Below are 24308 nucleotides of genomic sequence, written 5' to 3'. Positions count from 1 at the left end.
GCGGCATTAAAAATATTTCGTGTTCGATGTGACAGTGCCATTGCGCTGTCGTCTTAACTGGCTCAAGTTAGCGAATCACGAGCCAGGCACCGCCACTCCATGTCATCGAAAAGCTTTCAGCATTCCCTGCGCCGCTTGTGGGCGCTGGACAAGTTCAGTTACAGCGTGCGGGTGTTTGTCGCCCTGACCGGCAGCATGGCTTTTTGCTGGTATCAGGATGAAATGTCGCTGCTGATCCCGCTGTTTCTGGGGATTATCGCCAGCGCGCTGTCCGAGACTGATGACAGTTGGCAAGGCCGACTGAACGCTTTGCTGGTAACGCTGGTGTGCTTCACCGCCTCGGCACTCAGTGTCGAACTGCTCTTCCCCTATCCCTGGCTGATGGTCTGCGCGCTTGCCATGGCCAGCTTCGGCCTGACCATGCTCGGTGCACTGGGCGAGCGCTACGGGGCGATTGCTTCGGCCACACTGATTCTGGCCGTGTACACCATGATTGGCGTCGACCAGCGGGGTGGCGAAGTCACCAATTTCTGGCATGAACCCTTGCTGCTGGTGGCGGGCGCGGCCTGGTACGGGATGCTGTCGGTACTGTGGCAGGCGCTGTTTTCCAATCAACCGGTACAGCAAAGCCTGGCGCGGTTGTTCTGGGAGCTGGGCCTGTACCTGAAGATCAAATCGTCGCTGTTCGAGCCGATCCGCAAGCTGGATGTCGAAGCCGGCCGACTGGAACTGGCGCGGCAAAACGGACGTGTGGTGGCCGCGCTCAATACTGCCAAAGAGATCATTCTGCACCGGGTCGGCAACTCCCGGCCGGGCTCCAAGCTCAGCCGCTACCTCAAGCTGTACTTCCTGGCGCAGGACATCCACGAACGCGCCAGCTCCTCGCACTACCCCTACAACGCCCTGGCCGAAGCCTTCTTCCACAGTGACGTGATGTTCCGCTGCCAACGCCTGCTGCGCCAGCAAGGCGTGGCTTGTCAGCGCCTGTCGGAGTCGATCAAGCTGCGCCAGCCGTTTGTCTACGACGACAGCTTTGCCGAAGCACTGAGCGACTTGCACGCCTCGCTCGAACACTTGCGCATCCAGAGCAACCCGGCCTGGCGCGGACTGTTGCGTTCACTGCGGGCGCTGGCCGCCAACCTGGGCACCCTCGACCGTTTATTGAGCGACGCCAGTAACCCCGACAACCTGGCAGATGCCACCGACAGCAGCCTGCTGGACCGTTCGCCACGCAACCTCAAGGACGTGTGGTCGCGCCTGCGTCAGCACCTCACACCCACGTCGCTGATCTTTCGCCACGCCTTGCGTCTGCCTTTGGCCCTGAGCATCGGTTTTGCGATGGTGCACTGGATTCACCCGAGCCAGGGTTACTGGATCATCCTCACCACGCTGTTCGTGTGTCAGCCAAGTTACGGCGCCACCCGACGCAAATTCAGCCAGCGCATCATCGGCACGGCCATCGGCCTGGCCGTGGGCTGGGCGCTGTTCGATCTGTTCCCCAACCCGCTGGTGCAGTCGATGTTTGCGGTGGTCGCCGGTGTGGTGTTCTTTATCAACCGCACCACGCGCTACACCTTGAGTACCGCAGCCATCACCCTGATGATCCTGTTTTGCTTCAACCAGGTGGGCGACGGCTACGGGCTGTTCCTGCCGCGACTGTTCGATACCCTGGTGGGCAGCGTGATTGCGGCGGCAGCGGTATTCCTGTTCTTGCCGGACTGGCAGGGCCGACGCCTGAATCAGGTACTGGCCAATACCTTGAGCTGCAACAGCCAGTATCTGCGCCAGATCATGCAACAGTACGCCCAGGGCAAAAGCGACAACCTCGCCTATCGCCTTGCGCGGCGTAACGCCCATAACGCCGATGCGGCGCTGTCGACCACACTGGCCAATATGCTGATGGAACCGGGGCATTTCCGTAAGGATGCCGACATGGGCTTCCGCTTTCTGGTGCTGTCCCACACCTTGCTCAGCTATTTGTCAGGACTGGGCGCTCACCGTGACACCGAGCTGCCCGGTGAAGTGCGGGAACAGTTGATCGAGGGCGCCGGACGCAGGATTGCCGACAGCATTGACCAGATCGCACAGGATCTGGCGTCCAAGCAGGCGGTGGCGGTACAAAGTGATGATGAAGAAGCACTGGCCAGCGAGCTTGAGCAAATGCCCGAGGAGATCGATGAAAACCAGCGTCTGGTGCAAACCCAACTGGCGTTGATTTGCCGTCAGCTCGGGCCGCTGCGCACCCTGGCGGCACATTTGGTCAAGGCACCTTAGAACTTGGCGCGAGTACACATCGCGCCTACTATCGGGTCATACACTCACCAAGAAGGACGCGATCGTGACCACCGACTGGCTCTGCAAACACCACAACGACCTGGGCAAGGAACAGCTCTACGCCATTCTGGAATTGCGCTCGAAAGTATTCGTCGTCGAGCAGAAATGCGCCTACCAGGACGTCGACGGGCAAGACCTGACGGGGGACACGTTGCATGTGATGGGCTGGCAGAACGATCAACTGGTGGCGTATGCCCGCGTGCTCGACCCTGAATCCCAGGGCGGCGACGTGGTGATCGGCCGCGTGATCATTGCCCCTGAGGGTCGCGGGCAAAAGCTGGGGCATATCCTGATCGAGAAAGCCCTGGAAAACATCGAGGATTACTGGTCGGGGCAGCCCGTGCTCTTGTCCGCCCAGGCGCACTTGCAGCCGTTCTACGGGCAACACGGGTTTCGCGCCGAGGGCGAAATGTATCTTGAAGATGACATCCCGCACATCGGCATGCGCCTGACACCTCAGGGATAACCCAGCACCTGCTTGATCTGCACCAGATGCTCGCCGACCCAGGTTTTGTCGACAGGGCCCCAACTGTGAATCTGATAACGCCCGGCATGATTACGGGCGCCGTCCTGCTGCTCGAACTCGCAGACAATATCCAGATCAGCCAGCGCCGCGATGGTGTCCTGCGCAGTACGGCGCGGCATGCCGGTCACTTCGGTCAGTGCGGGCACGTTGCTGGCAATCTGGCTATCGATTAACCAGGCCACGTACAAGCGCCGGTAAAAGCTGCTTTTGGTTTTGCTGACGTCCATTCAGAACTCCTGATGCGGATGATTGCTGGCTTTCTGTGGGAGCGGGCTTGCTCGCGATTCAGGCGCTGCGGTCCTTCTGGGAAGACGCGTCGATACCATCGCGAGCAAGCCCGCTCCCACACGGGTTCAGGGTTGGGGTTTTCCTGCCAAGTCACGCCACGTCAGATATACCCGCAGGTCAAACTCCAGCTGGTGGTAACCCGGCAACATGTGTTCGCACAATTTGTAAAAGGCCTTGTTGTGGTCCGACTCCTTGAGATGGGCCAGTTCGTGAACCACGATCATCTTCAGGAATTCAGGCGCCGCCTCCTTGAACAACGAGGCCACACGCAGTTCTTTCTTGGCTTTGAGCTTGCCACCCTGAACCCGCGAGATGGCGGTATGCAATCCCAGCGCACGGTGAGTCAGGTCGAGCTTGTTATCAAACAGCACCTTGTCGAAGGACGGCGCATTGCGCAGGTATTCCTGCTTCAGTTCCAGCGCGTAGGTATACAGCGCCTTGTCACTTTGCACCGCGTGACGCTGCGGGTAGCGTTCGCTCAGGTAGCTGCCCAACTGATCGCGCTCAATCAATTGGCGCACCTGCTCTTGCAAGGTCTGGGGGTAGGCCTGGAGGTACTTGAGAACGGTCATGGGACGCCAACGCACAGCATAGAAGGGCGCCAGTGTAGCGAATTCGACCCAAAGGCGCCCACGTCAGACTTTTACGCGAACAAAAGCCAGACATTTCCGAGAAAACCCGGTGCCGACAAGCGTCGCTTGCAGCCCGAAAAGCCTCGGGGCTATCTTCACCAGTCGCCGATGATCCCCGTGGAAGAGACATGAAAAAGACGACGCCCGACGATCCCAAAACAAATCACACCCCCCGTGATGATCATCAGCACGATGAGGCCACCCGCCGTATTCTCGATGCCGTGCTCAGTGCCCCGCCTGTTGACCTCGACAGCCTCAAGCCCACCAATGCGCAACATGTCAGCCCCAAATCACCCTTTGCCGTGCGGCCTGATATCCGGGCAATAGAGGCCTTGTCTCACATCTGGCTGATGCTCAAGAGCGCAGAAGAGGTCTCGGATGAAATCACCGAGTATGCCAGTGGCATCGAGCGCGGGCTGATATGGTCATTGGTGCATTCGGTCGAGATGTCCCGCTCGCTGGTGAGTGCCCTGCTCAAGGCCAATGGCGTTGATCCGGAACAATTACACCGATCTGCATGAACATCGCACCCACAAAAAAGCCCGCATCGCTGCGGGCTTTTTAGTACGCGCCGGTCTTAGTTGACCTTGGCGTTCAGCTCACCTTTGAGGTAACGCTGGTACATGGCTTCCAGGGAGATCGGCTTGATCTTCGAAGCGTTACCGGCAGTACCGAAAGCTTCGTAACGAGCGATGCACACGTCACGCATGGCCGTTACGGTGGCGCCGAAGAACTTGCGCGGGTCGAACTCGCTCGGGTTGGTTGCCATCAGACGACGCATGGCGCCAGTCGATGCCAGACGCAGGTCGGTGTCGATGTTGACCTTGCGCACGCCGTGCTTGATGCCTTCAACGATTTCTTCTACCGGCACACCGTAAGTTTCTTTGATGTCGCCGCCGAACTCGTTGATGATCGCCAGCCATTCTTGTGGAACAGAAGACGAACCGTGCATCACCAGGTGAGTGTTCGGGATACGCTTGTGGATTTCTTTGATGCGGTCGATCGCCAGCACGTCGCCAGTAGGTGGCTTGGTGAACTTGTAAGCGCCGTGGGAAGTACCGATGGCAATGGCCAGGGCATCCACTTGAGTGCGCTTGACGAAGTCAGCGGCTTCTTCCGGGTCGGTCAGCATCTGGCTGTGATCCAGAACGCCTTCTGCGCCGATGCCGTCTTCTTCGCCAGCCATACCGGTTTCAAGCGAACCCAGGCAGCCCAGCTCGCCTTCAACCGACACACCGCACGCGTGTGCCAGGGCAACGGTTTGCTGAGTAACGCGAACGTTGTAGTCGTAGTCGGTTGGGGTTTTGCCGTCTTCGCCCAGCGAGCCGTCCATCATGACCGAGCTGAAGCCCAGCTGGATCGAGCGCTGGCACACGTCAGGGCTGGTGCCGTGGTCCTGGTGCATGCACACCGGGATATGCGGGAATTCTTCGATTGCAGCCAGGATCAGGTGACGCAGGAAGGGAGCACCTGCGTACTTGCGCGCACCGGCCGAAGCCTGAACGATCACCGGGGAGTCGGTCTTGTCAGCGGCTTCCATAATGGCGCGCATCTGCTCAAGGTTGTTTACGTTGAAGGCTGGAACGCCGTAGCCGAATTCGGCGGCGTGGTCCAACATCTGGCGCATGCTGATAAGTGCCATTGTGAGTGTCTCTCCCGGACAAGGGTCGTTAATCGTGCAAGCCTGCCGTAGCGGCGGCTGCTATTCAAGTTATTGCAGATCGGGGGTTGTGCCCCATTCTGCCAATCCGATTTAGCTGAAACGATACAGCTCCAGCTATAGCTATGCGGCCTGATTGTGAGAGCGGGCTTGCTCGCGATGCAGGCAATTCGGTCTATTTGCCGAACCGCGGTGATGCAATCGCGAGCACGCCCGCTCCCACGCAAAAACCCATATCAAATCAAGGGCACCCACGCTCTTGTGAAGCCTTGGGCGACTCGTATTTTTCCAGCGCTTCAGGACCTGAGCGTTTATTGACCAGCGGCACGCTTTGCGCCTGCCAGTCTGCCTGGTAGCAACCACTCTCTTCAGGGGTTGCAGCTTCGGGCGTCGGCTTGCCCGAACTGGCGCAACCGGCCAAAAAGCCCACGATCATCAACAGCGGTAACAACTTGACCATGTCCATGCTTCCTTTCAGGGCCTGAAACACCTTCAGGCTTTGGCGCGGCTTTCCAGAATTTCGACGGCAGGCAGTACCTTGCCTTCAACGAACTCAAGGAAGGCACCACCGCCGGTGGAGATGTAGGAAATTTGATCAGCAATACCGTACTTGTCGATCGCAGCGAGGGTGTCGCCGCCACCCGCGATCGAGAACGCTGCGCTGTCAGCAATGGCCTGGGCCAGAACCTTGGTGCCGTTACCGAACTGGTCAAACTCGAACACACCTACCGGGCCGTTCCACAGGATAGTCTTTGACGACTTCAGCAGCTCGGCGAAATGCGCGGCGGTTTGTGGGCCGATGTCCAGAATCATGTCGTCGGCAGCCACATCAGCGATCAGCTTGACGGTTGCAGCAGCGCTTTCAGCGAATTCCTTGGCCACGACCACGTCAGTCGGCAGAGGCACATTGACCTTGGCGGCGATGGCGCGGGCGGTGTCCAGCAGATCAGGTTCGTACAGCGATTTGCCAACCGAGTGCCCGGCAGCTGCCAGGAAGGTGTTGGCGATACCGCCACCCACGATCAGCAGGTCGCAGATCTGGCTCAGGCTGTTGAGCACTTCAAGCTTGGTCGACACCTTGGAGCCGGCAACGATAGCGGCCATCGGCTTGGCCGGGGCGCCCAGTGCCTTGCCCAGTGCGTCCAGCTCGGCAGCCAGCAACGGGCCAGCAGCCGCAACCTTGGCAAACTTGGCCACGCCGTGGGTCGAGCCTTCGGCGCGGTGGGCAGTACCGAAAGCATCCATCACAAACACGTCGCACAGGGCGGCGTATTGCTGGGCCAGCTCGTCGGCGTTTTTCTTTTCGCCCTTGTTGAAGCGCACGTTTTCGAACAACACGATGTCGCCCGCTTTAACGTCGACGCCATTGAGGTAGTCGCTGACCAGCGGCACTTCGCGGCCCAGGGCCTTGCTCAAGTAATCGGCTACAGGCTTGAGGCTGTTTTCAGCCGAGAACTCGCCTTCAGTCGGACGTCCCAGATGCGAGCAGACCATAACCGCCGCGCCTTTTTCCAACGCCAGCTTGATGGTCGGCAGCGAAGCAAGGATGCGCGCATCGCTGGTGACTACACCGTCCTTGACTGGGACGTTGAGGTCTTCGCGGATCAGTACGCGCTTACCTTGCAGATCGAGGTCGGTCATCTTCAACACGGTCATGGGTCGCAGTTCCTGAGTTTCTAATGTTAGAGAGCGGGTTTGGGGTGGGTAACGTGCAAATAGTGCTCTGCCACATCGATCATTCGATTGGCAAAACCCCATTCGTTGTCGAACCAGGCCAGCAGGTTCACCAGCCGGGGGCCGGAAACGCGGGTCTGGCTGGCATCGACAATGGCCGAATGCGGGTCATGGTTGAAATCACAGCTGGCGTGGGGCAACTCGGTGTAGGCCAACAAGCCTTTGAGCGGGCCACAGGTGGCCGCTTCGCGCAGCAGGCGGTTCACCTCTGCGGCATCGGTGTCCCGTGCCGTGGTCAGGGTGATATCCAGGCACGACACATTCAATGTCGGTACCCGCACCGCTTTGGCTTGAATTCGGCCGGCAAGTTCCGGCAACAAACGCTCAATACCCTTGGCCAGGCCGGTAGAGACCGGAATGACCGACTGAAAGGCCGAACGTGTACGACGCAGATCTTCGTGGTGGTAGGCATCGATCACGGGCTGATCGTTCATCGCCGAGTGAATGGTGGTAATCGATACATACTCAAGGCCCAATGCCTCATCCAGCAAACGCAGCAGCGGCACGCCGCAGTTGGTCGTGCAGGAGGCGTTGGACACCAGTCGTTCTTCGCCGGTCAGGCTGTGCTGGTTAACACCGTAGACGATGGTGGCGTCGACATCGGCGTCACTGGCCATCGGTTGCGAAAACAGCACGCGGGGAGCCCCGGCATCAAGGAAACGCTGGCCGTCGGCGCGGGTGTTGTAGACGCCGGAGCATTCCAGCACCAGGTCAACTCCCAGGGCAGCCCAGTCGATCCCCTCGGGGGTGGCACTGCGGAACACTTTCACGCAGTCGCCATTGATATGCAGGCAGTCGCCTTCGATCCGTATCTCGCCGGGAAACCGGCCATGGGTGGAGTCGAAGCGCGTCAAATATTCGAGACTGGCCATATCGGCCAAATCATTGAGTGCAACAATTTCAAACCCGGCATCCGCCCCTCGTTCCAACAACGCACGCAAGACGCAACGACCAATCCGGCCGTAGCCATTGAGTGCAACTTTGTAAGGACGCGGTTGAGGCATGGGGTTCTCTATTGTGGGTGAAACCTTCATGACAGCGGAGACTGAACCACCGTGATCGCGAGCGAGCCCGCTCCCACAGGATCTTCACAATCCTTGTGGGAGCGGGCTGGCTCGCGAAAGCGGCAGTCCAGACGGCACACTTTAGTACTTAGTCTTCCAGCAACTCGTCAGCCTGACCCAGGATGTTTTCCAGGGTGAAGCCGAACTCTTCGAACAAGGCAGGCGCAGGCGCCGACTCGCCGTAGGTGGTCATGCCAATGACGCGGCCTTCCAGGCCCACGTACTTGTACCAGTAGTCCGCGTGGGACGCTTCGATCGCGATACGGGCGCTCACCTGCAGCGGCAGAACCGACTGCTTGTAGCCTGCATCCTGAGCTTCGTACACGCTGGTGCATGGCATCGATACAACACGTACCTTGCGGCCTTGCTCGGTCAGCTTCTCGTAAGCCTGAACCGCCAGGCCCACTTCGGAACCGGCCGAGATCAGGATCAGTTCAGGCTCGCCTGCACAATCTTTCAGCACGTAACCACCACGGTTGATGTCGGCAATCTGGCCAGCATCACGGGTTTGGTGGTTCAGGTTCTGACGCGAGAAGATCAACGCGGACGGGCCGTCGTTGCGCTCCAGGGCGAATTTCCAGGCCGCTGCGGATTCCACCGCATCGGCTGGGCGCCAAGTGTCCAGGTTCGGCGTGGTACGCAGGCTGGTCAGTTGCTCGACCGGCTGGTGCGTCGGGCCGTCTTCGCCCAGACCGATGGAGTCATGGGTGAACACATAGATCACGCGCTGCTTCATCAGGGCCGACATGCGGATGGCGTTGCGGGCGTATTCCATGAACATCAGGAAGGTCGCGCCGTAAGGCACCAGGCCGCCGTGCAGGGCAACACCGTTCATGATGGCGCTCATGCCGAACTCGCGTACGCCGTAGTACACGTAGTTGCCGCTGGCGTCTTCAGCCGAAACACCTTTGCAGCCTTTCCAGAGGGTCAGGTTGGAACCGGCCAGGTCAGCGGAGCCGCCCAGCAGTTCTGGCAACAGTGGGCCAAAGGCATTCAATGCGTTCTGGCTGGCTTTACGGCTGGCGATGGTTTCGCCCTTGGCCGCAACTTCAGCGATGTAGGCGTTGGCCTTGGCATCGAAGTCAGCAGGCAGTTTGCCGCTCAGGCGACGGGACAGCTCGCCGGCCAGTTCAGGGAACTCGGCCGCGTAGGCAGCAAAGCGCTTGTCCCACTCGGACTCAACCGCAGCACCGGCTTGCTTGGCATCCCATTCGGCGTAGATATCAGCCGGGATTTCAAACGGACCGTGGTTCCAGTTCAGGGCCTGGCGGGTCAGGGCGATTTCGTCGTTGCCCAGTGGAGCACCGTGGCAATCTTCCTTGCCCTGCTTGTTCGGCGAGCCGAAACCGATGGTGGTTTTGCAGCAGATCAGCGTTGGCTGGTCGCTTTTGCGTGCGGTTTCGATCGCGGTCTTGATTTCTTCCGGGTCGTGACCGTCAACGTTACGGATCACTTGCCAGTTGTAGGCTTCGAAACGCTTTGGCGTGTCGTCGGTGAACCAGCCTTCAACTTCGCCATCGATAGAGATGCCGTTGTCGTCGTAGAACGCGATCAGCTTGCTCAGACCCAGAGTGCCGGCCAACGAGCCAACTTCGTGTGAAATGCCTTCCATCATGCAGCCATCACCCAGGAACACGTAGGTGTGGTGATCAACGACGTTATGGCCAGGGCGGTTGAACTGAGCGCCCATGACTTTTTCTGCCAGGGCAAAGCCCACAGCGTTGGCCAGGCCCTGACCCAGCGGGCCAGTGGTGGTTTCAACGCCCGGCGTGTAGCCCAGCTCCGGGTGACCCGGGGTGCGGCTGTGCAGCTGGCGGAAGTTTTTCAGGTCGTCGATCGACAGGTCATAGCCGGTCAGGTGCAGCAACGAGTAGATCAGCATCGAACCGTGGCCGTTGGACAGCACAAAGCGGTCACGGTCAGCGAACGAAGGGTTGCTCGGGTTGTGCTTCAGATAATCGCGCCACAGTACTTCGGCGATATCCGCCATACCCATAGGGGCACCTGGATGGCCGCTGTTGGCTTTTTGCACGGCATCCATGCTGAGTGCACGAATGGCGTTGGCACGCTCACGACGGCTGGGCATCGCTGTTCTCCTGGGTATTGAAAGTTAAATCGAAACGGAAAAAAGGCGAGCATTTTCCCTCAGGCAACGCCCTCGGGGCAATGACAGATAGTCGCAAGAGGCGTTTTTCCTGTGCTTAACCGTTCAACCTGTTAAGGATCGGACATTTCATTTCGTTAATAAGCACACACTCTCCGACAAGCGCGCCACTTATCGACCAATATCAAAACTTTTCGATATTGAACTTGCGGGGGCTGTACGGGGTAACTAGACTGCGGCCCCATGAACTTACGCGTGCCTTCAATCCGCCATGACGATAGCGACGAGCTCTCTGCCCTGTGCAAGGCTGGAGGCGATCCGCTGCGACTCAATGTGCTGCGCGCGTTGGCCAACGATTCGTTTGGTGTGCTGGAGCTGACGCAGATTTTTGCCACTGGCCAATCAGGCATGAGTCACCACCTCAAGGTGCTGTCTCAAGCCAGGCTGGTCGCAACACGACGCGAAGGCAATGCGATTTTTTATCGCCGTGCCCTGCCCCACACCGAGCAACCAGGCGGAAAACTCCACGCTGCGCTGCTGGAAGAGGTCGATAACCTGACCTTGCCCACCGATGTACAAGCGCGAATCAGCGCAGTACATGCACAGCGTGCAGCCGCCAGTCAGGACTTTTTCTCACGCGTAGCCGAGAAGTTCCGCGCTCAACAGGATTTGATCGCCGGCTTGCCGCAATACCGGGACAGCGTTTTGACGCTGCTCGACAAACTGAGCTTCGACCCGGCGGCCACGGCCCTGGAAGTCGGCCCCGGCGATGGCAGCTTCTTGCCCGACCTGGCTCGCCGCTTCCATCAGGTCACGGCGCTGGACAACAGCCCGGTCATGCTTGGGCTGGCCCGCCAGCTCTGTGAACGCGAGTCACTGAACAACGTCAGCCTGATCCTGGCCGACGCGTTACACGATGCACAGCTGCAAGCCGACTGCGTTGTCGTGAACATGGTCCTGCACCATTTCGCCGCACCGGCCGAAGCACTTCAGCAACTGGCAACCTTGCTTCAGCCGGGCGGCAGCCTGCTGATAACAGAGTTGTGCAGCCATAATCAGGCGTGGGCCCGCGAGGCATGCGGTGATTTGTGGCTGGGTTTTGAACAAGATGATCTGGCCCATTGGGCCACCGCTGCGGGACTCGTTCCCGGGGAAAGCCTCTATGTAGGCTTACGTAATGGTTTCCAGCTTCAGGTCCGCCACTTTCAGCGGCCAACTGGCGACACTCACCATCGGTAAATATTAGGAAACCGTCGAGATGAGCGAATACTCCCTTTTCACCTCCGAGTCCGTGTCTGAAGGGCATCCGGACAAAATCGCCGACCAGATTTCTGACGCGGTGCTGGACGCCATCATTGCTGAAGACAAGTTCGCCCGTGTGGCGTGCGAGACTCTGGTGAAAACCGGCGTAGCAATCATCGCGGGCGAAGTCACCACGTCGGCCTGGGTCGACCTGGAGCAGATCGTTCGTGACGTGATCACCGACATCGGCTACACCAGCTCCGACGTCGGCTTCGACGGTGCTACCTGCGGCGTGATGAACATCATCGGCAAGCAGTCCCCTGACATCAACCAGGGTGTTGACCGTGCCAAGCCTGAAGATCAGGGCGCCGGCGACCAGGGCCTGATGTTCGGCTACGCCAGCAACGAAACCGACGTGCTGATGCCTGCACCGATCACCTTTTCGCACCAACTGGTACAGCGCCAGGCCCAGGCCCGTAAATCCGGCCTGCTGCCGTGGCTGCGCCCGGACGCCAAGTCCCAGGTAACGTGCCGTTACGAAGGCGGCAAGGTTGTAGCCATCGACGCCATCGTGCTGTCGACCCAGCACAACCCTGAAGTGTCGTACACCGACCTGCGCGAAGGCGTGATGGAACTGATCGTCAAGCACGTGCTGCCAGCCGAGCTGCTGCACAAGGACACCCAGTTCCACATCAACCCTACCGGCCAGTTCATCATCGGTGGCCCGGTGGGCGACTGCGGCCTGACCGGTCGCAAGATCATCGTTGACACCTACGGCGGCATGGCCCGTCACGGCGGCGGCGCGTTCTCGGGCAAGGATCCATCCAAGGTTGACCGTTCGGCTGCTTACGCCGGTCGTTACGTGGCCAAGAACATCGTGGCTGCCGGCCTGGCTGAGCGCTGCGAGATTCAGGTTTCCTACGCTATCGGCGTCGCTCAACCGACTTCGATTTCGTTGAACACCTTTGGTACTGGCAAAATTTCCGACGAGAAAATTATCAAGCTGGTACGTGACGTATTCGACCTGCGTCCATACGCCATCACCACCATGCTTGACCTGCTGCACCCGATGTACCAGGAAACTGCCGCTTACGGCCACTTCGGTCGCACGCCGCAGATCAAGACCGTTGGCGACGATACCTTCACCACGTTCACGTGGGAGCGTACCGACCGCGCTGAAGAGCTGCGCGCTGCCGCCGGTTTGTAATTAAGCCTGCTGCACCAGAAGCCCCGGACAGGTGACTGTTCGGGGCTTTTTGCTGCTCATGGGTAACGTTCGACGGATTGCTTGCCTGCGGATGCTGCTAACATCCACGGTTTGGATCCGCCGAAACGCGCTTGCGTGGCGTTTTTTCAGCCTTATTTAATTGTCATCTTTTGTCATGGAGCCATTTATGAAATTACTTTCACCGCTCGCCCTGTTGACTGTTTGCGGCCTGCTGGCAACGCCTCTGATGGCCGCAGACGCAGCGCCGGAACTGACCGGTTGCGCTGCCAAGAAACAAGCCATCACCCTGCAACTTGAGCAGGCCCGCGCGCACGGCAACAGCAACCAGGTCGCGGGCCTGGAAAAAGCCCTGAGCGAAGTCACCGAGCACTGCACTGACGCGGGCCTGCGCAAGGAACGTGAAAACAAGGTGCTGGAAGCCAAGCACGAAGTGAGCAAGCGCCAGGCAGATCTGGACAAAGCCATGAAGAAAGGCGACCCGGAGAAAATCGACAAACGCAAAAACAAGCTGGCCGAATCGCGCAAAGAACTGCAAGAAGCGCTGGATCAGCTGGATAAATAAGTCTCGCGATACAGATCTCCTGTGTGGGAACGGTCTTGCTCGCGATGGCAGCACCTCGGTGATTCAGAAGTCCCGAGTCGTGCTTATCGCGAGCAAGCCCGCTCCCACAGAAGGCGGATACCGGCTGATCTTTACTCAGTGATTCCTGAATTCCTTGTGGCACGCACTGCAGGTGTCTTCCACTTTCTGCACGGCAGGCGTCAGGTTACTGGCTTTGTAGGGTTGTACCTGGCTGGCGATCACCAACTCACCGGTTGCGCCCTCCAACTGGCGCGCCAGTTGCTGAAAACGCTCCTGCTTTTGCCAGACGTCATCGGTAGCACTGGTCAGGTCAGACTCCTTAACCTGTGGGAAATGCTTCCACGGCTCGTGAGCCAAAGCGTCCAACTTGAGGGCACCTTCGGTAAAGCGCGGACCGTCAAAGGGAATCCGACTTCGCAACATGCCCCCCAGGTCTTCGCTGGTTTTTAGCATCTGCTTGAAAATCGCTTTACGCTGGCCCAGCGGCGAATCGGGATCCACCCCGCCACACGCAGACAACGTCAGGCAGGCCAGCACAACAACAGTCAATCGTTTAAAAGTCATGGTCGCTTCAGGTCACGGAAATCGGTCGCCAGTATCCTCGCGTCACCTGCAAAGACCAATACCCCTATTGAATACAAGGATTGCCAGAGGGTTACCCGGCCTCGGCAAACCTCGAAGGAATTTCGCCAATGAACACATTTTTCAAGCCTCTGGCCTGGGCGTTGCCCGTTGCCCTGTTGCTGGCCGGATGTAACGGCACCGACAAGGACGCCGACAAAAATGCCACCCAGCCAGAACCCCACACGACCTACAGCAAGGCTGACTGGAGCGCACTGCCTGAAGTGACGGGCAGCGACCTGCAAAGCGGTTTTGCTTCATGGCGCAGCGCCTGTACCCGACTCAAGGCCGACCCCAACTGGGGCCCCGTGTGCAGTGACGCAGCCGCCTTGCCTGCCAGCCCGAGCGTGGCCGACATCAGCAACTTCCTGCAAACCCACCTCGACGTGTACAGCCTGCGCTCGGCCGAAGGTAGCAGCGACGGCCTGATCACCGGTTACTACGAACCGGTTTACCCCGGCAGCCTCAAGCCGACCCAGGCCGCCAACGTACCCATCTATGGCGTACCGGCTGACTTGATCGTGGTCAACCTGGACAGCATCTACCCCGAGCTCAAAGGCAAACGCCTGCGCGGGCGCCTTGAGGGCCGTGTGCTCAAGCCTTACGACACCGCAGAGACCATTAACAGCAAAGGCCTGCAAGCACCGGTACTGGCGTGGCTGACCGACCCGATGGACCTGCAGTTTTTGCAAATCCAGGGCTCGGGCCGGGTTCAACTCGACACTGGCCGCCAGCTGCGCATCGGCTATGCCGACCAGAACGGCCATCCGTACAAACCGATTGGCCGCTGGCTGGTTGAACAGGGCGAACTGAAAAAAGAAGACGTGACCATGGGCACCATTCACGCCTGGGCCATGGATCACCCGCAACGAGTCCACGAGATGCTGGCCAGCAACCCGAGCTACGTGTTTTTCACCCAGAACCCGGACAGCAACGAAGGCCCGCGCGGCTCGCTGAACGTGCCGCTGACGGCTGGCTACAGCGTGGCGGTGGACCGCAAGGTCATCCCGCTGGGCAGCCTGCTGTGGTTGTCGACCACCCAGGCTGATGGCCAACCCATCGTACGCCCGGTAGCCGCCCAGGACACCGGTGGCGCCATTGCTGGCGAAGTGCGGGCCGACTTCTTCGTGGGCACCGGCCCTGAAGCCGGGAAGATTGCGGGCGACATGAAGCAGAAGGGCAATATCTGGCTGCTATGGCCGAAAGGCGCGGCGCTGCCGCAGTAAAACCACCTGCATGCAATGAAACCAAACCTTTGTGGGAGCGGGCTTGCTCGCGATGGCATCACCGCAGTGCATCAGGCAAACCGGATCGCCTGGATCGCGAGCAAGCCCGCTCCCACACATTCGTCATTGGCTTGCGTTTACATCGACACAAAAAAGAAGCTGACCACCAGCCCCATGCCGATAAACCACACGATGGAGCGCAGGATCGCCCAGTCGGCCAGGTAGCAGATGATGTACAGCATGCGGCTGGTAACGAACAGAACCGCCAGCACATCAATGGTCACGGGCTGGGCGTTCCCTACGATATCGGCAATGATCACCGCCGCCGCAAAGGCCGGGGTCACTTCGAAGCTGTTGAGCTGGGCGCTGTGGGCACGCTTGGCAAAGCCTTGAAGGTTGTCCAGAAACGTACGTGGATCATGGTTTTGTTTGGGCCCGAACTTGCCGTCGCTGAACTTGGCAAAAGCGGTACACACATAGGTCAAACAGAAGGCAATCAGCACACACCAGAAGGCAACCGTCATTGGAATTTCCTTTTTAGAGTTTCAACACGAGTATGGGTGGCCTGCTACAGCGCCAGTGCGCACATGCAACCTCAGTGCAACTGCGTGGTCAATGACCTCGCACATCGCGCCCATTTGCCACACCCCGGGGATGTGCCCCTGATGCCCGCGCCTGCATCCAAACATAGCCCGTACTGATCGGGTTTCCATTCACTCTCGCCACCACAGGATCCCGGATGCTTGAGCTTGTTGCTGCGTTTATCTGCCTGACCTCACTACTGACTTACGTGAACTTCCGCTTTATCGGCCTGCCGCCGACGATTGGCGTGATGGTCACTGCCCTAATGTTTTCGTTGCTGCTGCAAGGCTTGAGCTTTATCGGTTATCCGGGCCTTGAAGAGCGCGTGCAAGAACTGATCGGCCAGATCGACTTCGGCGATCTGCTGATGAACTGGATGCTGTCGTTCCTGCTGTTTGCAGGCGCCTTGCACGTCAATATCAATGATGTCCGCAGCTATCGCTGGCCGATTGGCCTGTTGGCCACCGTCGGTGTGCTGATCGCCACCACCGTGATCGGCAGCCTGGCGTACTGGATTTTTGCCCTGTTCGGCTGGCATATCAGTTTCCTGTACTGCCTGCTGTTCGGCGCACTCATCTCCCCCACCGACCCGATTGCCGTGCTGGGTGTACTGCGGACCGCCAACGCCTCCAAACCGCTGAAAACCACCATCGTAGGCGAGTCGCTGTTCAATGACGGCACCGCTGTTGTGGTGTTCACCGTGTTGCTCGGCATCCTGCAACTGGGCGAAACCCCGAGCCTGAGTGCCACGGCCATGCTGTTTGTTCACGAAGCCATCGGCGGCGTGGTGTTCGGTGGTTTGATCGGTTACCTGGTGTACCGGATGATCAAGAGCATCGAGCAGTATCAGATCGAAGTGATGCTGACCCTGGCACTGGTGATCGGCGGCTCGGCCATGGCCAGTGAACTGCATGTGTCGGCGCCGATCGCGATGGTTGTCGCCGGTCTGATCATCGGTAATCTGGGCCGCAACAAGGCCATGAACGAGATGACCCGTCGCTACATGGACGGTTTTTGGGAGTTGCTTGATGACATGCTCAACGCGCTGCTGTTCGCGCTGATTGGCATGGAACTGTTGCTGCTGCCGTTCTCGTGGCTGCATTTGCTGGCGGCCAGCGTTCTGGCCGTGGCCATTTTGCTGTCGCGCCTCTTGACCGTGGCACCGGCCATTGTCCTGCTGCGCCGCTGGCGTACCGTGCCACGGGGCACCATCCGCATCCTGACCTGGGGTGGCCTGCGCGGCGGTGTTTCGGTGGCGCTGGCCCTGGCATTGCCACTGGGCCCGGAGCGTGACCTGATCCTGAGTATCACCTACATCGTGGTGCTGTCCTCGATCCTGTTCCAGGGTTTGACCATCGGCAAACTGGTCAAGCACGTGACCAAGGATGCGCCGGTAGAGGTTGAGCACGCGCACTGATCCCGGTGTTTTCCCCCGCCTTGGCTACACTCACGTTCCTGAGGCCTTAAGGCATGACACACAAAGGGGAACGGGATGAGTACTTCTGCTGCCTATGCACCACCCAGGCGCCCTCTGGGCGCCAACATCATGATCATCACGGCATTGATTGCTCTGGGCATTACCGCCTGGCGGTTCTTCACTCCCTTGTCCGGGGTGACAGATTCCGGGGGGGCAATGACGGCGATGCTGGCCGAGTTTGTGCTGTTTGTCCTGGGGGTGGTGCTGGCTCAAGTCAGGGCGGGAGGCCTGCGAAACTTCGTCCTCTTCCTGGCCTGGGTCGGTGTGATCGGAACAACGTTTGCCGCATGCCTGCTGCACGGTTGGTGGACAGCCGCCGTTCTGGGGATCTACGCCCTGGGTGTGATCATTGAAACCTTTGCCGGCAAGCCAACAAGGAGCGCGATATGAGCGCGATCACAAAACAGTTTTTGACAGCTCCGGCCTTGTGCTTGCTGGCGGGTGTTTCCAGCGTCCACGCGCAAGACACCTACACCGTCCCGCCGCCTTTGCTGGCACCGCCCAACATCTCTGCCGAGGACGCAAAACTGCCGATCCCCAGCGGCAAGGAGTGGGACAGTTTCCACGGGCAACTGAGCTCGCAAAAGTATTCGCCCCTGACTCAAATCAACAAGGACAACGTCGGCAAACTGACCAAGGTCTGGGAATACTTCACCGGCGACATGTCCACGGGCACCGGCAAAATCCCGCCGTCGGTCTGGTCCGCGACACCTATTTTTGCCAATGACACGTTGTACGTCGGCACGCCTTTTTACCGGATCATTGCCCTGGAGCCCGAGACCGGCAAAGAAAAGTGGACCTACGACACCAAGTCGAAACTGGTCGCCGAAACCCAGCCCGCGCTGAAATCACGTGGCGTGGCCTACTGGCAGGAAAAAACCCCTCAAGCGGGCGTGGCCTGCCAGAAGGTCGTCTACCTGGGCAACATGACCGCGCAGCTCTACGCGGTAGACGCCGACACCGGCAAGCCTTGCGAAGGCTTCGGCAAAAACGGGGTGGTGGACGTCAACCAATGGAACACCATGAACGCGAAATGGCCGCTGTCACAGTTGCAGCCACCCACCGTCATCGGTGACAAGTTGATCGTGGGCTGGGCCGGTAAAGACTGGGAATACGAAGTTGAATCCCCGGGTTCGCTGTTTGCCCTCAATGCCCGCACCGGCGCGCTGGAGTGGGAATTCAAGCCGATCCCCGAGGAAGAAGCAGGCAAAACCGGCACTGCCAACATCTGGACAGCCATGTCGTACGACCCGGCGCTGGGCTTGCTGTATATCCCCGTGTCCTCGCCTTCACCCAACTATTGGGGCGGCAACCGGACCAAGCCGATTCCGCTGGGCACTTCCACCACGGCACTGGATATCAACACCGGCAAAGTCGTGTGGTCTCGTCAGTGGGTTCACCACGACATATGGGACTACGACATCAACTCGGCCCCGACGCTGATGGACATCACCGTCAACGGCAAGCCCGTGGCAGCACTGGTGCAAGCGACCAAGATGGGCTTTTTGTTCACCGTTGACCGCCGCACCGGCGAGGACGTATGGCCGATTGAAGAGCGCCCTGTACCCCAGGGTGATGCTGCTGGAGAGGTGTACTCGCCAACCCAACCGTTCCCGACCAAGCCTGCACCATTGATGGATCAGTCGAAAAAACCGGCGATCTGGAAAATCGCCGACATTGTCGGTTTTGGCCAGTGCACGAAAATGTGGGACGGCCTGGAATACAACGGCATGTATTCGCCGCCCAGCACCAAAGGCTACGGCGTACTGGCCTACCCGGACAGTGCCGGTGGCGTGCAATGGGGCGGTGTAGCGTTTGATCCGGTCAGCCAGGTCGCCATTGTGAACACCTCGCACATTGTGCAGATGATCAAGCTGTGGGACCGCGCCTCCTACGACAAGCAACCCAAAACTGCAGGCAACGAGAACGGCTTCTACCCACAGATCGGCGCGCCTTACGGCATGAGTTTGCTCAACGCGCAGAACTGGGCGGGCATGCCGTGCTGGGCACCGCCTTTCGGTGAAATCGTGGCGATCGACATGCGCACCGGTGACGTGAAATGGCGTCGTCCGATGGGCGCCGTCCAGCAGTGGGGTTGGTACATGCCTGAAGACATGGGCTCGCCGACCATTGGTGGCCCGGCTGTGACCGCAGGTGGCGTGGTGTTCATTGGTGCATCGATGGATGCCAAGGTCCGTGCCTATGCCCTGGAAGACGGCAAAGAGCTGTGGTCGGACATCGTCATGGCCCCTGCCGTCGCCAACCCTGCCGTGTATGAATACAAAGGCCGACAATATGTGGCGTTTGTGGCGGGCGGCAACTCGATTATGAAAGATCAGGTAGGGGACCAGGTGGTGGTGTACGCACTGCCCAAGTAACAGGAAATAACCTGTAGTCGCTGCCGCAGGCTGCGATAAGGGCCGAAGGACCTTCGCTCTTGGAAAAAACGCGAACCCTTTGGACTCGATCGCAGCCTGCGGCAGCGACTACACGGATGTTTGATCAGCCCGCCAACCGCTGCAACTGCTCGCTGGCCCGCTCGGCGAACAATTGCAGCAACCCTTCCAGCGTATGCGCCGGGGCTTCGTCCGCCCTGGTCACCGCGTACAGCGTAATCGGCAGCGCCGGGCTCAAGGGCCGGATCAAGGTGCTTGCCCGTGAAGCACCCAACGCCGTAAACGGATCAATCACCGCCAACCCCGCACCCGACTCCACCATCGCCCGCGCCAGCGAATAGGTCTGCACCGCGATGCTGATGCGCGGCGGCGGCTCTACTGCTTGCAGGTAGCTGTCCAGCCGGGCAAACAGCGGATCGGCACTGCTCAGCCCGATCAACGGCGCGTCCGCCAGCTCATCCAGTGCCAGCGGTACGCCTTCGCTTTCATCCGCCCAGTAACCCCGCGGCGCCAGCGCTACGAGTACACCGTGGGCCAGCGCCCGCGCCTTGAGCCCCGGATGATCGGGCAGCTTGAAGGTCAGGGCCACGTCCAGTTCGCGCATCAACAGGTTTTGCACCAACTCACGGCTGTGGGCGCTGGCCAGTTCACAGTTGATATCGGGATAACGACGGGTCCACTCGCTGATCACCGGCGGCAACAGTGACAACGCCAGCGCGGGCGTGCTGCCAATGCGCAAACGATGCCCCGGCTCACGGCGCAGGCTTTCGGCCAGGCGCTGCACGCCTTGCAGGCTCTCGGTCACCTTGTCGACTTCGCGCTCCAGCAACAGCGCCTCGGGGGTGGGCTGCAACTTGCCGCGCACCCGCAGAAACAGCGGGAACCCCAACCGCTGTTCAGCGTGTTGCAGCACCTTGCTCACCGCAGGCTGGGAAACATGCAGCAACTGGGCAGCCGCACTCACCGACCCGGTTTGGCGAATCGCCTGGAACACTTCGATATGACGCAAGCGCATGGCAGCAGTCCATAACCTTTGTTTATGGGGGGACCATCTTTATTCATTGTTCGCCGCCTGTCACCTGCCCCTAACCTGAAGCCTGTTAAACAGTGGCTAGGGACTGACATGGCACAGCGAGTTTGCATCATCGGCGGGGGCGTTATCGGGCTGGCAACGGCGTATGCATTGGTGCGCGACGGCTTTGACGTGAGCGTGATCGAGGCCCAGCCCACCCTGGGCAGCCAGACCAGCTTTGCCAATGGCGGTCAGCTTTCCTACCGCTACGTCGCCCCGCTGGCCGATGCCGGGGTGCCCTTGCAAGCGGTGGGCTGGATGCTGCGCGGCGACTCGCCGCTCAAGCTGCGCCCACGCATGGACCCGGCCCAATGGCGCTGGCTGGCGTCGTTTATAGCCGCGTGCCGTGGTTCGGTGAACCAGCGCAATGGCGCGCATTTGCTGCGTCTGGCATTGCTCAGCCAGGCCACATTGCAGCAATGGCGCGAAGAAGATCAGCTGGACGGTTTCGCCTGGCAGCGCAACGGCAAACTGGTGGCGTTTCGTGAGCGCAGCCACTTCGACAAAGCGCGCAAAAAAGTTATCCACAGCTCATTTCAACAGGCGCTGTCCGCCAGCGAATGCGCCAGCCTGGAACCCGGCCTGCAAGGCTCGGCATTTGTGGGAGGCATCTACACCCCGAGCGAAGAGGTCGGTGACTGCCACGCGTTCTGCCAACAACTGGTCGCCCGCTTGCAGGCCAGTGGCCGTTGCACGTTCTTGCTGGGTAAAACCGTCACCCGCCTGCGTCATGCCAACGGTGAAGTCCAGGCTGTGGAAATGGGCGACGAGGTGCTGGCAGTGGATCAACTTGTGCTCGCAGCGGGGCACAACAGCCCGGCCCTGCGCCTGCCGGGGATGAACCTGCCGCTGTACCCGCTCAAGGGCTACAGCCTCACGCTGGCCCTGACCGACCCGCAAAAAGCGCCACAGGTGAGCATCACCGACTACGACCGCAAAATTGTCTACGCCCGCATTGGCGAGCAATTGCGCATTGCCGCGATGGTCGACATTGTCGGCTTCGATCCCTCGCTGGACCCCAAGCGCCTGACGCAAATGCGCCAACTGGCCAGCAGTACTTTCCCGGAAGCGGGCGATTATCACGACGCTATCGAGTGGGCTGGCATGCGTCCTGCTACCCCGAGTGGCGTTCCCATTCTTGGCGCCAGCGGCTACCGAAACCTGTGGCTCAACCTGGGCCACGGCGCGCTGGGCTTTACCCTGGCCTGTGGCAGCGGGCGCTTGCTGAGCGAGCTTATTGCACACCGTAAAACGTCCATTGACCTGCAAGGCCTGGCTGCCTGAGTGCGTCATCCCAACCAGAAGGAATGCCCGATGACGATTGACCGCATCAACAGCAATGACCGTTTGAGCGCCGCCGCGACGTTCGAGGCGCTGGTATTTTTGTCCGGACAAGTTCCTACGCAAAGCGAGGACATCACGGCACAGACTCAAGAGGTCTTGAGCAAGATCGACGCACTGCTGGCCGAAACCGGCAGCGACAAGGACCACATCCTTAACGCCACCATTTACCTGCAAGACATTCAGCGCGACTTCGCCGCCATGAATGCCGTGTGGTCAGCCTGGCTATCGGCAGGCAAGGCGCCTACCCGCACCACCCTGCAAGCCGAACTGGCACGGCCTCAGGTGTTGGTGGAAATAAGCGTGATTGCCGTTCGTCATTAATCTGTTTTAAGGGAAAACAACAACATGAAAAAAATTACCTTGATCAGTTGCACCCTGGGCCTGTTGATCAGCCACACCGTGCAAGCCAATGAGACGCCGCTGCAAGGCACGCTAAAGAAAATCGCCGACTCCGGAAGTATTACCTTGGGTTATCGCGATGCCTCGGTGCCGTTTTCGTATGTCGGGGACAACAGCGGCAAACCGATGGGCTATTCGGTGGAGTTGGCGAACAAAATCGTTGAACGTATCCAGCAGCAAGTGGGCGACAAACCGCTGAAGGTCAAATACAACCTGGTGACCTCGCAAACCCGTATCCCGCTGGTGCAGAACGGCACCGTTGACCTGGAGTGCGGCTCAACCGGCGTGACCGCCGAGCGGCAAAAACAGGTGGCGTTTTCCTATGGGTTTATTTACGTCAAAGGCCAATTGCTGACCGCCAAGGACAGCGGCATCAAGGGCTTCGATGATTTGCGGGACAAGAACGTCGTCACGACGGCTGGCACCACCAATGAGCGCTTCATCAAAAGCTACAGCGCCGACCACAAGATGGGCATGAACGTCATCAGCGCCAAAGACCATGGCGAAGCCTTCAAGATGCTCGAAACCGGCCGCGCCGTAGCGTTTTACATGGACGACGCGCTGCTTTACGGCGAACGCGCTAAAGCCCGTGATCCGCACAAATGGGTGGTTGTAGGGGATGAACAATCCCGGGAAATCTACAGCTGCATGGTGCGCAAGGACGACCCGCAGTTCCTGGCAGTGGTCAACAAGACCCTGGCTGACCTGTACCAGTCCGGTGAAATCACCAGCATTTACCAGCGCTGGTTCGAACAACCGATCCCGCCCAACGGCCTGAACCTGGAATTCCCGATGACCGCCGAGCTAAAACAGATCATCGCCAAGCCGGTGAGTGATCCGGTGGAGTAAGGGCGTCAAAAAAAGTCTTCCGTTACACCCTCACCTTCAAACCAGCTGTCCCAAGACGCGCCTGCTGCACTCAGGCGCGTACTGCTTTAACACACCCTTCTGTGGGAGCGGGCTTGCTCGCGATGCAGGCGCCGCGGATTATCTGGATAACCGCGTCGATCCAATCGCGAGTAAGCCCGCTCCCACAAAAGCAAAAAAGGGCTGAGGCTGACTTAGAAATCGCCCCACAACTGCTGCGCCACGGCCAGGGCTACCACCGGCGCGGTTTCGGTGCGCAACACCCGTGGACCAAGGCGTGCAGGCTGGTAGCCGGCGGCTTGGGCCAGATCGATTTCGTTGTCGGTCAGGCCGCCTTCAGGGCCGATCAAGAACGCCAGCGTCGCAGGCTTGGCGTGACTGGCCAAGGGCTCCGATACCGGGTGCAGCACCAGTTTCAAGTCAGCCTGCGTGGTTTTGATCCAGTCGCCGAGCAGCACTGGCGGATGAATCACCGGCACCCGCGAACGACCGCATTGCTCGCACGCACTGATCGCCACTTGCCGCCAGTGGGCCAGGCGCTTGTCGGCGCGCTCGTCCTTGAGCCGCACTTCGCAGCGCTCGCTCATGATCGGCGTGATTTCAGTGACCCCCAGTTCAGTGGCCTTTTGAATCGCCCAGTCCATGCGCTCGCCACGGGACAGGCCCTGGCCGAGGTGAATGGCCAATGGCGATTCGATTTGCCCGACAAAGGTTTCGTCCAGCAACACGCGCACGCGTTTTTTGCCGACTTCCAGCAAGCGCCCCAGAAACTCCTGGCCCGAGCCGTCGAATACCTGCAGGGCATCGCCCTCGGCCATACGCAGCACGCGGCCAATGTAATGCGCCTGGGCCTCAGGCAACTCATGTTCACCAAGGCTCAAGGGAGCATCGATAAAGAAGCGGGACAATCTCATTTATATTCTCTGGAA

Annotated in this window: 24 protein-coding genes; 13 read left to right on the top strand and 11 right to left on the bottom strand. The window is 59.5% G+C overall.

Going from position 1 to position 24308, the window contains the following annotated elements; all coding sequences use genetic code 11:
- Positions 1 to 99 precede the first annotated feature (99 nt).
- The gene (gene yccS / locus AC19YQ_RS01625; RefSeq protein WP_500594441.1) at positions 100 to 2274 is read left to right on the top strand and encodes a YccS family putative transporter; all 2175 of its coding nucleotides are present in this window, start codon (positions 100 to 102) and stop codon (positions 2272 to 2274) included.
- A gap of 64 nt (positions 2275 to 2338) precedes the next feature.
- Complete coding sequence (locus AC19YQ_RS01620; protein WP_500594440.1) at positions 2339 to 2800, top strand: GNAT family N-acetyltransferase; 462 nt, start codon at positions 2339 to 2341, stop codon at positions 2798 to 2800.
- On the opposite strand, the gene AC19YQ_RS01615 is transcribed toward AC19YQ_RS01620, so the two are convergent.
- Entirely contained in the window at positions 2791 to 3087 is a 297-nt protein-coding gene (locus AC19YQ_RS01615) for a winged helix-turn-helix domain-containing protein (protein WP_500594439.1), read from the bottom strand. The two genes, AC19YQ_RS01620 and AC19YQ_RS01615, sit on opposite strands and share 10 nt — an antisense overlap.
- A gap of 126 nt (positions 3088 to 3213) precedes the next feature.
- The gene (locus tag AC19YQ_RS01610) at positions 3214 to 3720 is read right to left on the bottom strand and encodes a YgjP-like metallopeptidase domain-containing protein (RefSeq protein WP_133075210.1); all 507 of its coding nucleotides are present in this window, start codon (positions 3718 to 3720) and stop codon (positions 3214 to 3216) included.
- 188 nt (positions 3721 to 3908) lie between these two features.
- Here AC19YQ_RS01610 and AC19YQ_RS01605 point away from each other — a divergent pair, with 188 nt between their 5' ends.
- Positions 3909 to 4301 carry a hypothetical protein gene (locus AC19YQ_RS01605; protein ID WP_339477244.1) on the top strand — a complete coding sequence of 131 codons (393 nt, stop codon included), beginning with the start codon at positions 3909 to 3911 and terminating at the stop codon, positions 4299 to 4301.
- Positions 4302 to 4357: 56 nt separating this feature from the next.
- Here AC19YQ_RS01605 and fba read toward each other — a convergent pair whose 3' ends face one another.
- From fba to tkt, 5 genes are all read right to left on the bottom strand, one after another.
- Positions 4358 to 5422 carry a class II fructose-bisphosphate aldolase gene (fba, locus tag AC19YQ_RS01600; protein ID WP_004419605.1) on the bottom strand — a complete coding sequence of 355 codons (1065 nt, stop codon included), beginning with the start codon at positions 5420 to 5422 and terminating at the stop codon, positions 4358 to 4360.
- A gap of 259 nt (positions 5423 to 5681) precedes the next feature.
- Complete coding sequence (locus AC19YQ_RS01595) at positions 5682 to 5900, bottom strand: hypothetical protein (protein ID WP_019827976.1); 219 nt, start codon at positions 5898 to 5900, stop codon at positions 5682 to 5684.
- 32 nt (positions 5901 to 5932) lie between these two features.
- The gene (locus AC19YQ_RS01590; RefSeq protein WP_500594438.1) at positions 5933 to 7096 is read right to left on the bottom strand and encodes a phosphoglycerate kinase; all 1164 of its coding nucleotides are present in this window, start codon (positions 7094 to 7096) and stop codon (positions 5933 to 5935) included.
- 26 nt (positions 7097 to 7122) lie between these two features.
- Entirely contained in the window at positions 7123 to 8178 is a 1056-nt protein-coding gene (gene epd, locus AC19YQ_RS01585; protein WP_339477247.1) for an erythrose-4-phosphate dehydrogenase, read from the bottom strand.
- Between the two features lie 148 nt (positions 8179 to 8326).
- Positions 8327 to 10324, bottom strand: coding sequence for a transketolase (gene tkt / locus AC19YQ_RS01580; RefSeq protein WP_133075206.1), 1998 nt, complete (start codon positions 10322 to 10324; stop codon positions 8327 to 8329).
- A gap of 261 nt (positions 10325 to 10585) precedes the next feature.
- On the opposite strand from tkt, the gene AC19YQ_RS01575 reads away from it, so the two are divergent.
- The 3 genes from AC19YQ_RS01575 to AC19YQ_RS01565 all read left to right on the top strand — a co-directional run bounded on the left by AC19YQ_RS01575 (position 10586) and on the right by AC19YQ_RS01565 (position 13374).
- Positions 10586 to 11581, top strand: a complete 996-nt coding sequence (locus AC19YQ_RS01575; protein ID WP_500594437.1) for an ArsR/SmtB family transcription factor — start codon at positions 10586 to 10588, stop codon at positions 11579 to 11581.
- 19 nt (positions 11582 to 11600) lie between these two features.
- The gene (gene metK, locus AC19YQ_RS01570; protein ID WP_133075204.1) at positions 11601 to 12791 is read left to right on the top strand and encodes a methionine adenosyltransferase; all 1191 of its coding nucleotides are present in this window, start codon (positions 11601 to 11603) and stop codon (positions 12789 to 12791) included.
- Positions 12792 to 12978: 187 nt separating this feature from the next.
- Positions 12979 to 13374, top strand: a complete 396-nt coding sequence (locus AC19YQ_RS01565) for a DUF1090 domain-containing protein (protein ID WP_133075203.1) — start codon at positions 12979 to 12981, stop codon at positions 13372 to 13374.
- Between the two features lie 135 nt (positions 13375 to 13509).
- Here the strand turns inward: AC19YQ_RS01565 and AC19YQ_RS01560 are convergent, their stop codons facing one another.
- Positions 13510 to 13959 (bottom strand): c-type cytochrome, encoded by a 450-nt coding sequence (locus tag AC19YQ_RS01560; protein ID WP_500594435.1) that lies wholly within the window; start codon positions 13957 to 13959, stop codon positions 13510 to 13512.
- A gap of 128 nt (positions 13960 to 14087) precedes the next feature.
- Between AC19YQ_RS01560 and mltA the strand changes: the two genes are divergently transcribed.
- Positions 14088 to 15242, top strand: coding sequence for a murein transglycosylase A (mltA, locus tag AC19YQ_RS01555; protein ID WP_500594433.1), 1155 nt, complete (start codon positions 14088 to 14090; stop codon positions 15240 to 15242).
- Positions 15243 to 15379: 137 nt separating this feature from the next.
- On the opposite strand, the gene AC19YQ_RS01550 is transcribed toward mltA, so the two are convergent.
- Positions 15380 to 15766, bottom strand: a complete 387-nt coding sequence (locus AC19YQ_RS01550) for an MAPEG family protein (RefSeq protein WP_133075200.1) — start codon at positions 15764 to 15766, stop codon at positions 15380 to 15382.
- Positions 15767 to 15981: 215 nt separating this feature from the next.
- On the opposite strand from AC19YQ_RS01550, the gene AC19YQ_RS01545 reads away from it, so the two are divergent.
- The 3 genes from AC19YQ_RS01545 to AC19YQ_RS01535 all read left to right on the top strand — a co-directional run bounded on the left by AC19YQ_RS01545 (position 15982) and on the right by AC19YQ_RS01535 (position 19679).
- The gene (locus AC19YQ_RS01545) at positions 15982 to 17241 is read left to right on the top strand and encodes a cation:proton antiporter (RefSeq protein ID WP_133075199.1); all 1260 of its coding nucleotides are present in this window, start codon (positions 15982 to 15984) and stop codon (positions 17239 to 17241) included.
- Positions 17242 to 17316: 75 nt separating this feature from the next.
- Positions 17317 to 17691, top strand: coding sequence for a hypothetical protein (locus AC19YQ_RS01540; protein WP_500594432.1), 375 nt, complete (start codon positions 17317 to 17319; stop codon positions 17689 to 17691).
- A complete protein-coding gene (locus tag AC19YQ_RS01535; protein WP_500594431.1) occupies positions 17688 to 19679 on the top strand; it encodes a pyrroloquinoline quinone-dependent dehydrogenase in 1992 nt (663 codons plus the stop codon). The genes AC19YQ_RS01540 and AC19YQ_RS01535 overlap by 4 nt, the downstream gene beginning before the upstream one ends.
- A 124-nt stretch (positions 19680 to 19803) precedes the next feature.
- Here the strand turns inward: AC19YQ_RS01535 and AC19YQ_RS01530 are convergent, their stop codons facing one another.
- Positions 19804 to 20712, bottom strand: a complete 909-nt coding sequence (locus AC19YQ_RS01530) for a LysR family transcriptional regulator (RefSeq protein ID WP_133075196.1) — start codon at positions 20710 to 20712, stop codon at positions 19804 to 19806.
- Positions 20713 to 20820: 108 nt separating this feature from the next.
- On the opposite strand from AC19YQ_RS01530, the gene AC19YQ_RS01525 reads away from it, so the two are divergent.
- The 3 genes from AC19YQ_RS01525 to AC19YQ_RS01515 are packed head-to-tail and all read left to right on the top strand — an operon-like array spanning position 20821 to position 23361.
- The gene (locus tag AC19YQ_RS01525) at positions 20821 to 22053 is read left to right on the top strand and encodes a D-amino acid dehydrogenase (protein WP_500594430.1); all 1233 of its coding nucleotides are present in this window, start codon (positions 20821 to 20823) and stop codon (positions 22051 to 22053) included.
- Between the two features lie 30 nt (positions 22054 to 22083).
- Entirely contained in the window at positions 22084 to 22434 is a 351-nt protein-coding gene (locus AC19YQ_RS01520; protein WP_133075194.1) for a RidA family protein, read from the top strand.
- 24 nt (positions 22435 to 22458) lie between these two features.
- Complete coding sequence (locus AC19YQ_RS01515; protein WP_500594428.1) at positions 22459 to 23361, top strand: transporter substrate-binding domain-containing protein; 903 nt, start codon at positions 22459 to 22461, stop codon at positions 23359 to 23361.
- Positions 23362 to 23573: 212 nt separating this feature from the next.
- On the opposite strand, the gene AC19YQ_RS01510 is transcribed toward AC19YQ_RS01515, so the two are convergent.
- Positions 23574 to 24293 (bottom strand): 16S rRNA (uracil(1498)-N(3))-methyltransferase, encoded by a 720-nt coding sequence (locus AC19YQ_RS01510; RefSeq protein ID WP_219262657.1) that lies wholly within the window; start codon positions 24291 to 24293, stop codon positions 23574 to 23576.
- Between the last annotated feature and the right edge of the window lie 15 nt (positions 24294 to 24308).

Source organism: Pseudomonas sp. MF06569, from assembly GCF_059862735.1.
Note: the sequence above shows the minus strand (reverse complement) of the source record. Positions and strands in the feature narration are given on the sequence as shown.

Bases quoted from the DNA above. Each gene is read 5' to 3' on its own strand.
- yccS (WP_500594441.1), top strand. From the start codon at position 100: ATGTCATCGAAAAGCTTTCAGCATTCCCTGCGCCGCTTGTGGGCGCTG.
- AC19YQ_RS01615 (WP_500594439.1), bottom strand. From the start codon at position 3,087: ATGGACGTCAGCAAAACCAAAAGCAGCTTTTACCGGCGCTTGTACGTG.
- AC19YQ_RS01610 (WP_133075210.1), bottom strand. From the start codon at position 3,720: ATGACCGTTCTCAAGTACCTCCAGGCCTACCCCCAGACCTTGCAAGAG.
- AC19YQ_RS01605 (WP_339477244.1), top strand. From the start codon at position 3,909: ATGAAAAAGACGACGCCCGACGATCCCAAAACAAATCACACCCCCCGT.
- fba (WP_004419605.1), bottom strand. From the start codon at position 5,422: ATGGCACTTATCAGCATGCGCCAGATGTTGGACCACGCCGCCGAATTC.
- AC19YQ_RS01595 (WP_019827976.1), bottom strand. From the start codon at position 5,900: ATGGTCAAGTTGTTACCGCTGTTGATGATCGTGGGCTTTTTGGCCGGT.
- AC19YQ_RS01590 (WP_500594438.1), bottom strand. From the start codon at position 7,096: ATGACCGTGTTGAAGATGACCGACCTCGATCTGCAAGGTAAGCGCGTA.
- epd (WP_339477247.1), bottom strand. From the start codon at position 8,178: ATGCCTCAACCGCGTCCTTACAAAGTTGCACTCAATGGCTACGGCCGG.
- tkt (WP_133075206.1), bottom strand. From the start codon at position 10,324: ATGCCCAGCCGTCGTGAGCGTGCCAACGCCATTCGTGCACTCAGCATG.
- AC19YQ_RS01575 (WP_500594437.1), top strand. From the start codon at position 10,586: ATGAACTTACGCGTGCCTTCAATCCGCCATGACGATAGCGACGAGCTC.
- metK (WP_133075204.1), top strand. From the start codon at position 11,601: ATGAGCGAATACTCCCTTTTCACCTCCGAGTCCGTGTCTGAAGGGCAT.
- AC19YQ_RS01565 (WP_133075203.1), top strand. From the start codon at position 12,979: ATGAAATTACTTTCACCGCTCGCCCTGTTGACTGTTTGCGGCCTGCTG.
- AC19YQ_RS01560 (WP_500594435.1), bottom strand. From the start codon at position 13,959: ATGACTTTTAAACGATTGACTGTTGTTGTGCTGGCCTGCCTGACGTTG.
- mltA (WP_500594433.1), top strand. From the start codon at position 14,088: ATGAACACATTTTTCAAGCCTCTGGCCTGGGCGTTGCCCGTTGCCCTG.
- AC19YQ_RS01550 (WP_133075200.1), bottom strand. From the start codon at position 15,766: ATGACGGTTGCCTTCTGGTGTGTGCTGATTGCCTTCTGTTTGACCTAT.
- AC19YQ_RS01545 (WP_133075199.1), top strand. From the start codon at position 15,982: ATGCTTGAGCTTGTTGCTGCGTTTATCTGCCTGACCTCACTACTGACT.
- AC19YQ_RS01540 (WP_500594432.1), top strand. From the start codon at position 17,317: ATGAGTACTTCTGCTGCCTATGCACCACCCAGGCGCCCTCTGGGCGCC.
- AC19YQ_RS01535 (WP_500594431.1), top strand. From the start codon at position 17,688: ATGAGCGCGATCACAAAACAGTTTTTGACAGCTCCGGCCTTGTGCTTG.
- AC19YQ_RS01530 (WP_133075196.1), bottom strand. From the start codon at position 20,712: ATGCGCTTGCGTCATATCGAAGTGTTCCAGGCGATTCGCCAAACCGGG.
- AC19YQ_RS01525 (WP_500594430.1), top strand. From the start codon at position 20,821: ATGGCACAGCGAGTTTGCATCATCGGCGGGGGCGTTATCGGGCTGGCA.
- AC19YQ_RS01520 (WP_133075194.1), top strand. From the start codon at position 22,084: ATGACGATTGACCGCATCAACAGCAATGACCGTTTGAGCGCCGCCGCG.
- AC19YQ_RS01515 (WP_500594428.1), top strand. From the start codon at position 22,459: ATGAAAAAAATTACCTTGATCAGTTGCACCCTGGGCCTGTTGATCAGC.
- AC19YQ_RS01510 (WP_219262657.1), bottom strand. From the start codon at position 24,293: ATGAGATTGTCCCGCTTCTTTATCGATGCTCCCTTGAGCCTTGGTGAA.